This is a genomic window from Streptomyces sp. SPB074 (assembly GCF_000154905.1).
In the GTDB taxonomy this organism is placed as follows: Bacteria; Actinomycetota; Actinomycetes; order Streptomycetales; family Streptomycetaceae; genus Streptomyces.
Map to the genome: position 1 here is coordinate 979,783 of NZ_GG770539.1, position 8,470 is coordinate 988,252.

Below are 8,470 nucleotides of genomic sequence, written 5' to 3' on the forward strand. Positions count from 1 at the left end.
ACCCGCGCATCCGGTGGAAGCGGTGGCTCCGGGGGCTCCCCCGCAGGTCGGGCGGTACGGGGGCGCGCGGGGCTCGCGAGCGGGGCGGGACACGCGCCCGGCGCGTTTGTGAAATCTTTCACCCACCCCCTTGGCGGCCCGCCGCCCCTCGTGCTGAGATGCACGTCACAGCTCACCGGCGCGCGTGATGTGAGGAGGGGACTGTGGCGGATACCGCCATGCCTTGGTCCGTACCGACGTCGAAGCCGGGACCCGCGGGGGAGACGGAAGTGTCCGAGCGGTCGCTGTGGCGGCTGCGGGCACGCGGTTGCTGGACCGAGGCGGCCGCTCTGCTCATCCCGCTCCCCGGCGCGGAAGCCGCTCTGCGGCGTACCGAACTGCTCGCGGAACGCTGCCTGTACACGGGCGAGGGCTGGGCGGAGGCGGAGGACGCGCTGCGCGCGGCCGAGGCGCTGGCGCACAGCGACGACGAGCGCGGCACCGCCGCCTGCGAACGCGGCCACCTCGCCTACCTCGCCACCTCGCTCGGTATCAGGGACCGCGCGGACGAGGCGAGTTCGGCGCTCGGCAGGGCGGCGGCGCTGCTCGCCCCCGGCTCACCGCACCGCCCGCTCCTCGACTACCGGCGCGGCCTCATCGCCGAACACCTCGCGCGCGCGCCGCAGCCGGCCCGCGCGGCCTACCGCCGCGCCCACGCGGGCGCCACGGCGCACGGCGACCGTTTCCTCCTCGCCCGCACCTGGTACCGCCTGGCCGAACTCGCCCTGCGCGAGGGCGAGGTGGCGGAGGCCCGGCACGGTTTCACGCAGAGCCTCGCCCTGCGCGAGACCCTGGGCGATCTCGTCGGCACACCCCCGACCCTCGCGGCCCTCGCCGACACCCTGCCGGACCCCGAGGCGGACCGGCTCCGCGTCGAGGCCCGCAGGCTGTGGCGGCTCCTGGACGGGGTGCCGAGGCTGCTGGAGGGACGGCTGGGAGTCGAGTGAGCGGCGGGGGCGCCCCGCCTCTCGGCTCCGCCGGGACCGAGTGAGCGGCGAGGGCAGTACGCCCCCTCAGCTCCGCACGCCGAGGTGGCTGCGCAGCACCGTCGAGAGCATCGCCGCGTCGGCGCGTTCGATGGCGTCGAGGAGCGCCGAATGCTGCGCCGCCTCCTCGGCCCAGGACTGCGCGGTGCGGGCGCGCGGGCTCCCCGCCCGCCGGTGGACGGCGTCGGCGACCTGGGTGAGCTGCGGGTTTCCGTGCAGGTCGAGCAGCGCCCGGTGGAAGGCGCGGTCCGCTTCGGCGTAGGCCGTGCGGTCCCCGGCGGCCGCCAGTTCCCGCGACCGCTCGGCGAGCGGGCGCAGTCCGGGCGGCAGCGCGGGCAGCGTGGCGGCGAGCCGGGTGAGGACCGGCAGCTCGATCAGCAGCAGCACCTCGGCGAGCGCGGACGCCTCGGCGGGGGTGCGGGCCAGGACCCGGAAGCCTCGGTTGGGCACCGTCTCGACCGCTCCCTCGGCGGCGAGCCGCTGCATCGCCTCACGGACGGGCGTCGCCGAGACGCCGTACCGTTCCGCGAGTGCCGGCGCCGAGTAGACCCGGCCGGGCTCCAGCTCCCCGGAGTCGAGCGCGGCCCGCAGCGCGTCGAGCACCTGCCCCCGCACCGAGGTGCGGCGCAGCGGGGTACGGGCGTGACCCGGATGGTCCTGCCCTCGCCCGGGCTCCCGCGCGACGTCGGCGGGATGCACCGCCCCGGGGCGCGCGCCCCCCGCACCGGGCCCGCCGCCGCTCTCCCCGTCCGGAGTCACACCATCCACGACCTCCGGGACCGGCGGACGCGCAGCCGCCGCGCGCGACCCGGCCTCACCCGTCCCCGGGCCACCACGGGCCGAGTCCGTCACATTGCGTACCGGCCCGCCTGCGGCCACCGGGCGCCGGTCCGCGCCTCCCGCGCCCCGCGCCGCGCCTTCCGCGCCCCACGCCGCGCCACGCCCGCGCGTGCCGCCGTTCGCGTCTTCACCCGGACGGCGGGGCGGGGGGACGCGGTCCTCGGCCCGGTCCGCCGGGCGCGGGCCCCGGGGGGCCGGTTCGCGTTCCACTTCGCCTTCCTCCGTACCGCTGGGGCGGGTGTGCTCGTGGCGTGCGGGCTTCGCGCACCACGAGCACGATAGAGGGAGTGGCCCCCGGTTCCCATCCCGATCACTTCCGGTAAGGTAAGGCTTACCTGTAAGTCCTGCTGTTTCGACGTGCGATTCGGTGGTCCGCTCATGCCGCACTCCCCCCAGCTCTCCGCCCTCCCGGCGCCGGTCGCGGCGTCGCCGGTCGGCGCCGTGTGGGCGCGACTGGCCCAGGTCTTCCCCGAGCTGCGGGTGAGCGAGCTGGCGGCCGGCGCGCCGGGGCCGGCCGGCGGCGATTGGGTCAGCGCGGCGGGACTCGCCGAGGCGGGCGCCGAGCTGGCGGAGTACCTGCGCTGGGACCGCGAGCAGATCGAGCGGGACTACGGGCGCACGCCCCGCCCCGACGTCGTCGCGAGCTTCGGTTTCCACCGGTACGCGTGGCCCGCCTGCCTGCTCATCACGCTGCCGTGGCTCCTGGTGCGCCGGGTGCCGCGCTACGGCGCGGGCGACGTGTACTTCGACCGCCCCCGCTACCGCATGACCGTCCGCTCCGTGCCGTTCGCCTGCCTGCCCGACGACCCCGAGGCCGGGCACCCGCTCGCCGTCGTCGTACCGGACGAGGACGCGCTGCGCGCCGAGGTGCGGGAGGCGGTGGCCACCCACCTCGGGCCGCTGCTCGACGGCATCGGCCCGCTGATGCGCCGCCGGGGCCGGGCGCTGTGGGGCATGGTCACCGACGAGATCGTCGAAGGTCTCGCGTACATGGGGGAACTCCTCGGCGAGGAGGCCCGCACGACCGCCGAGCTGGAGGCGCTGCTGCCCGGCACGACGAAGCCGTACGTGGGCACGCCGGGCTTCCGCGAGCTGACCGGGCCGGACGGGGAGACGCTGCCGACCAGGGACCGGGTGAGCTGCTGCCTGTCGTACACGCTGGGGGCGGAGGAGATCTGCGGGACGTGCCCGCGCCTGTGCGACGCCGACCGCGTCGCCCGCCTGAACGCGGAGCGCCTGACGGCGGAGAGCGACGGGGCCGAAGAGGCCGCTGCCGCCGCCTGAGCGGGGGCCGTACGGGCGGGGGGGGCGTCAGCGCGGGCGCCGTACGGGCGGGTGTGCCGTACGGGCGGGCGCGACGCGCGCCCCCGGTTCCCACCCGTCGCGTTCGCACCGGCACCACGCGCGCCCGCACTTCTCCCGCACGCCCCCGCGCACCTCGCGGCGCTACCCTTCCAACACCCTTCTCACACCGGTGATTTCCGGCCGCACTCCGCCCCGCCCGCTTCTTCCGGAACACGGCAATCGGGGCTCCCGTCGCGGGCCCGCGTTCCCATGTGCAACGGTTTCACACCCCGTCATCCTTGCGAGTATTCTGTCTCGCACGGAACTCCCTGTCTTCGCGCGAGAGTTCGAGCAGGTCGACGCTATCCGGTGCCCGGTACCCCCCATTGGCGTCCAGTTGCCCGGAAACCACCTGACGGCCCTTCGGTGTGCGCCACGATGGCACCGCAAGGCCCTACCGACGCAAGGGACCCCCCTGATGAGAATGACCGACATATCGCTGGACTGGCTCGTACCCGGCGCCGTACTGCTCCTGGGAATGCTGGCGGCGGTTGCGGTGCTCACCCGTGGCAAGCGGGCCGGGGCGAAAGCGGCGGCGGCCGAGGACTCCTGGGAGCGCAGCGAGGAGCGCCGTCGCCGCAAGGAAGCGGTCTACGGCAGCGCCTCCTACGTGCTCCTCTTCTGCTGCGCGGCTGTCGCGGCGGCGCTCTCCTTCCACGGCCTGGTCGGCTTCGGCCGCCAGAACCTCAACCTCTCCGGGGGCTGGGAGTACCTGGTGCCGTTCGGCCTGGACGGGGCCGCGATGTTTTGCTCGGTCCTCGCCGTGCGTGAGGCGAGCCACGGCGACGCGGCCCTCGGTTCGCGCCTGCTCGTGTGGACGTTCGCGGGCGCGGCCGCCTGGTTCAACTGGGTGCACGCGCCGCGCGGCACGGGCCACGCGGGTGCCCCGCAGTTCTTCTCCGGGATGTCGCTCTCGGCGGCCGTGCTCTTCGACCGCGCCCTCAAGCAGACCCGTCGCGCCGCGCTGCGCGAGCAGGGCCTGGTGCCGAGGCCGCTGCCGCAGATCCGTATCGTGCGGTGGCTGCGCGCCCCGCGCGAGACCTTCGGCGCCTGGTCGCTCATGCTCCTGGAGAACGTGCGCAGCCTTGACGAGGCGGTCGAGGAGGTACGGGACGACAAGCGGCAGAAGCAGGTCGGCCGTCAGCGCGACCGCGAGCAGGCCCGTCTGAAGAAGGCTCAGCTCAAGGCGATCAGCCGCGGCACGCGGGGCTGGGGCGGTCGCGGGGGCGGCCGCCAGGTCGATGTGCAGCAGGCGATGGCCGGCCTCGGCCAGGCCGACTCGGACCCCGCCATACCGGAAACCGAGCAACTGCCTCCCGGGCGGCCCTCCTTGCAGGCCCTCACCACCAAGAATGATCCCACCTCCGCCCCGGAGGAGCCTGCCAAAGGAGCCGTTGTCGACCTGACGGCCGAGGACGACACCCAGGCACTCCCCCGGCTCGACAACCTGGAGCGGAAACTCAAGGAGATGGAGCGGCAGTTCGGCTGAGCCGCACCCCGTCCCCGAGCCGTGCGGGGCGGTCGGCACCCTCACCGGTGCCGGCCGCCCCTGACGTTGTAGGTCTACGCTGAGCCGGCGCGCCCGGCCCTGCGGTCCCGCCGCCTACCCGAGCCCCGCCTCCCCCAGCTCTCCCGCCTCCCCCGTCTCCAGCTCGAACCAGACCGCCTTGCCCGCTCCCGCCGCCCTGACGCCCCAGGCGTCCGCGAGGCTCTGCACGAGGCCGAGGCCGCGCCCGCCCGTGTGCTCCTCGGGCACGGAGGTACGCGCCCGGGGCACGTCCCTGGTCCGGTCGCGCACCTCGACGCGGAGCCGTCCGCGCCGTACGACGGCCGTGAGGACGGCGTCCTCCTCGGTGTGCACGAGGGCGTTGGTGACGAGTTCGCTCGTGAGGAGTTCGGCCGTGTCGGCGCACGAGGCGTCCTGACCGTGCCGGTCGAGCAGTTCGCGCAGCGCGTGCCGCGCCTCGCCGACGGCGCGGAGATCGGCGCGGTCGAGCTTCCTGGTGAGCCGGTGCTTGCGCGGCGGGCGGCGCGGGAGCACCCGCCGGGCGCTCGCCCCGCGCCCCTGCCGGCCGCGCCGGTCGGTCCTGTGCCCGTCCATGTACGGTTCCACCCCCGTGACGGACCACGCCGCCGGTCGGCCCCGCCCCGGCACACGGCCGGGCGCGGGGTCTGCGAACACCACCTCGACCACGCTGTCGACTCTCGTCACGCCTCCGCTTGTTACGAACGCGTATACGAGGACCATGCCCGCTGGGTCCGTACCTGACGCCTCCTCGGCGCACCCGCCCCGAAACCCCGACGCACGCGGGCCGCACCTCGCGCCGGGGCGCGCGGTACGGGCCGCAGGAGGGCGCTCGTCGTGGCGGTTCCTCAGGGACGGGGCACGTTGCGGAGGTTGGAGCGGGCCATCTGGAGCATCCGTCCCACCCCGCCGTCGAGGACGATCTTGCTCGCCGAGAGGGCGAAGCCGGTGACCATGTCGGCGCTGATCTTCGGCGGGATGGAGAGCGCGTTGGGGTCGGTGACGATGTCGACCAGGGCGGGGCCCTTGTGCGCGAAGGCGTCGCGCAGGGCGCCCTCCAGCTGTTTGGGCTTCTCGACGCGTACGCCGTAGGCACCGGCGGCGCGGGCGACGGCGGCGAAGTCCGGGTTCTTGTTGGTCGTGCCGAAGGACGGCAGCCCGGCGACGAGCATTTCCAGCTCGACCATGCCGAGCGCCGAGTTGTTGAAGAGGACGACCTTCACCGGGAGGTCGTACTGGACGAGGGTGAGGAAGTCGCCCATGAGCATCGAGAAGCCGCCGTCCCCGGACATCGAGACGACCTGCCGGTTCCGGTCGGTGAACTGCGCGCCGATCGCCTGCGGGAGTGCGTTCGCCATCGAGCCGTGCCGGAAGGAGCCGATGATGCGCCGGTGCCCGTTGGGGGTGATGTAACGGGCGGCCCAGACGTTGCACATGCCGGTGTCGACGGTGAAGACGGCGTCCTCGTCGGCGATCTCGTCCAGGACGGAGGCGACGTACTCGGGGTGGATCGGGGTGTGCTTCTCGACCTTGCGGGTGTACGCCTTGACGACGCCTTCGAGGGCGTCGGCGTGCTTCTTGAGCATCTTGTCGAGGAAGCGGCGGTTCTCCTTCGGCTTGACGCGCGGCAGCAGGCAGCGCAGCGTCTCGCGCACGTCGCCCCAGACCGCGAGGTCGAGCTTGCACCGGCGGCCGAGGTGCTCGGGCCGGATGTCGACCTGGACGATCTTGACGTCCTTGTCGGGCAGGAAGGGGGTGTACGGGAAGTCGGTGCCCAGCAGGATCAGCAGGTCGCACTCGTTGGTGGCCTCGTAACAGGCCCCGTAGCCGAGCAGGCCGCTCATGCCGACGTCGTACGGATTGTCGTACTGGATGTACTCCTTGCCGCGCAGCGCGTGCCCGACGGGGGACTTGATCTTCCCCGCGAGTTCCATGACCTCCGCGTGCGCCCCCGCCGTACCGGCGCCGCAGAAGAGGGTGACGCGGTGGGCGCCGTCGATGAGCGCGGCGAGCTTGTCGATGTCGGCGTCACCGGGGCGCGCGGTGGGCTGCTCGGTGATCATCGCCTGCTCGGCGGCGCGCTCGGGCGCGTCGTGCGCGGCGACATCACCCGGGAGGGTGACGACGCCGACGCCGCCCTGGCCCACCGCGTGCTGCATCGCGCTCTGGAGGACGCGGGGCATCTGGGCGGCGTTGGAGATCATCTCGCTGTAGTGGCTGCATTCGGTGAAGAGCCGCTCGGGGTGGGTCTCCTGGAAGTAGCCGAGGCCGATCTCGCTGGAGGGGATGTGCGAGGCGAGGGCGAGCACGGGCGCCATGGAGCGGTGGGCGTCGTAGAGGCCGTTGATGAGGTGCAGGTTGCCGGGCCCGCAGGAGCCCGCGCAGGCGGCGAGCTTGCCGGTGATCTGCGCTTCGGCTCCGGCGGCGAAGGCGGCGCTCTCCTCGTGGCGGACGTGGATCCAGTCGATCGCGGAGTTGCGGCGGATCGCGTCGACCACGGGGTTGAGGCTGTCCCCGACCACGCCGTACAGCCGCTGGACGCCCGCGCGGACGAGGACGTCCACGAACTGCTCGGCTACGTTCTGCTTGGCCATGGCACTCGCACCCCTTCTGTGCTTCACGGGTTCATGAAGCCACGAACCCATGAAGTCACAGTGACCGCGATCGTGCCCGCCAAACGCAGGGGTGCCGGAGGTCACGCCTCCCACACGGCGGCGAGGGTGCGGTCGTCCGCGTAGCCCTTGACGCGCGTCTGGCTCGTGGCCAGGAAGGCGGCGAGCCCGGGGGGTTCGGGCGCGGACCACCGCGCGGCGAGGTGGCTCGCGAGCGGCGGGCTGCCGCGCAGGGGTTCGGCGAGGCCGGTGCCGCAGAGCAGCAGCACATCGCCCGATCGGGCGATGGAGGCGTGGAAGCGGAAAGGTTCGCGGCGGGGTTCCTCGACGGGCGCGTACGGGCTCGGGGGCCGCCCGATGCCGAGGCCGGGCGTGAGCGCTCCGGTCCCGGGGGCGGAGCGGGGCGGTCCGTCGGCGGGGGCCTCGGGCTCGATGTCGCGCAGTTCCCCGCCCCGCAGCCGGAACAGCCCGCCCTCGCCCGCGCCGAAGAAGACGCGCGTGCGGCACTGGGCGTCGGTGGGGAGCAGCAGGCAGCGCAGGCTCGCTGTGTACTCCTCGGGGGCGAGACCGCGTTCCGCGGCGGCGGCGCGCAGGCGGCCGAGGGTGCGGTCGGTGAGGCGGTGCAGACCGGATTTGAGGTCGCCCCGGCGTGCCGCGCGGATGTCGTCGGCGAGGCGCCGGTGGCTGCGGCCCACGGCGGCGGCGATGGACCGTACGGCCTCGGTCGCGGCCCGGTGCGCCTCGGGGCACGCCCGCGCCCCGGTCGCCGTCGCGACGAGCACGATCCCCTCGTCGCCCGCGCCGAACCGCGCGACGAGCAGCGCGTCCCTGCGCGCCTCGCCCCGGTAGCGCGCGGAGTCCCCGCGCTGCGAGACGGCCCGCAGGGTGCTGCCCCCGAACCGCCCGCCTTCGAGGACGGTGTCGGGGACGTAGGCGTCGAGCGCCCCGGGATCGCTCTCGGCGAGAGCGGTGGGCTCGGCCTCGTAGGTGGGAGGGCGGTCGCCGACGTAGGCGACGGAGGGGACGGGAGCGGCGGCGGCCCCGCCGGGACCGGGCTGGACGCTGCCTGCGGGGGCGGCAAGGCGGGTGGTCGGAGCGGGGTGGGGGTGGCGTCACGGAGGCGG

The 8,470-nt window shown here is 74.4% G+C and carries 7 protein-coding genes; 3 read left to right on the plus strand and 4 right to left on the minus strand.

Features of this window, described 5'->3' with window-relative positions:
• Positions 1-269: 269 nt before the first annotated feature.
• Positions 270-986 (plus strand): hypothetical protein, encoded by a 717-nt coding sequence (locus SSBG_RS03995; protein WP_037868886.1) that lies wholly within the window; start codon positions 270-272, stop codon positions 984-986.
• A gap of 66 nt (positions 987-1,052) precedes the next feature.
• Here SSBG_RS03995 and SSBG_RS04000 read toward each other — a convergent pair whose 3' ends face one another.
• Positions 1,053-2,075, minus strand: coding sequence for a GntR family transcriptional regulator (locus tag SSBG_RS04000; protein WP_420790261.1), 1,023 nt, complete (start codon positions 2,073-2,075; stop codon positions 1,053-1,055).
• A gap of 168 nt (positions 2,076-2,243) precedes the next feature.
• Here SSBG_RS04000 and SSBG_RS04005 point away from each other — a divergent pair, with 168 nt between their 5' ends.
• Positions 2,244-3,149, plus strand: coding sequence for a (2Fe-2S)-binding protein (locus SSBG_RS04005; protein WP_037868889.1), 906 nt, complete (start codon positions 2,244-2,246; stop codon positions 3,147-3,149).
• Between the two features lie 478 nt (positions 3,150-3,627).
• Positions 3,628-4,698: a DUF2637 domain-containing protein gene (locus tag SSBG_RS04010; RefSeq protein ID WP_037868891.1), complete on the plus strand. Its 1,071-nt coding sequence runs from the start codon at positions 3,628-3,630 to the stop codon at positions 4,696-4,698.
• A 114-nt stretch (positions 4,699-4,812) separates the two neighbouring features.
• Here SSBG_RS04010 and SSBG_RS04015 read toward each other — a convergent pair whose 3' ends face one another.
• The 3 genes from SSBG_RS04015 to SSBG_RS04025 all read right to left on the minus strand — a co-directional run bounded on the left by SSBG_RS04015 (position 4,813) and on the right by SSBG_RS04025 (position 8,230).
• Entirely contained in the window at positions 4,813-5,310 is a 498-nt protein-coding gene (locus SSBG_RS04015; RefSeq protein ID WP_037871064.1) for an ATP-binding protein, read from the minus strand.
• 272 nt (positions 5,311-5,582) lie between these two features.
• On the minus strand, positions 5,583-7,328 hold the full coding sequence (locus SSBG_RS04020) for a pyruvate dehydrogenase (RefSeq protein ID WP_008744943.1): 1,746 nt from the start codon (positions 7,326-7,328) through the stop codon (positions 5,583-5,585).
• 101 nt (positions 7,329-7,429) lie between these two features.
• Positions 7,430-8,230, minus strand: a complete 801-nt coding sequence (locus tag SSBG_RS04025; RefSeq protein ID WP_078491208.1) for a protein phosphatase 2C domain-containing protein — start codon at positions 8,228-8,230, stop codon at positions 7,430-7,432.
• Positions 8,231-8,470 lie beyond the last annotated feature (240 nt).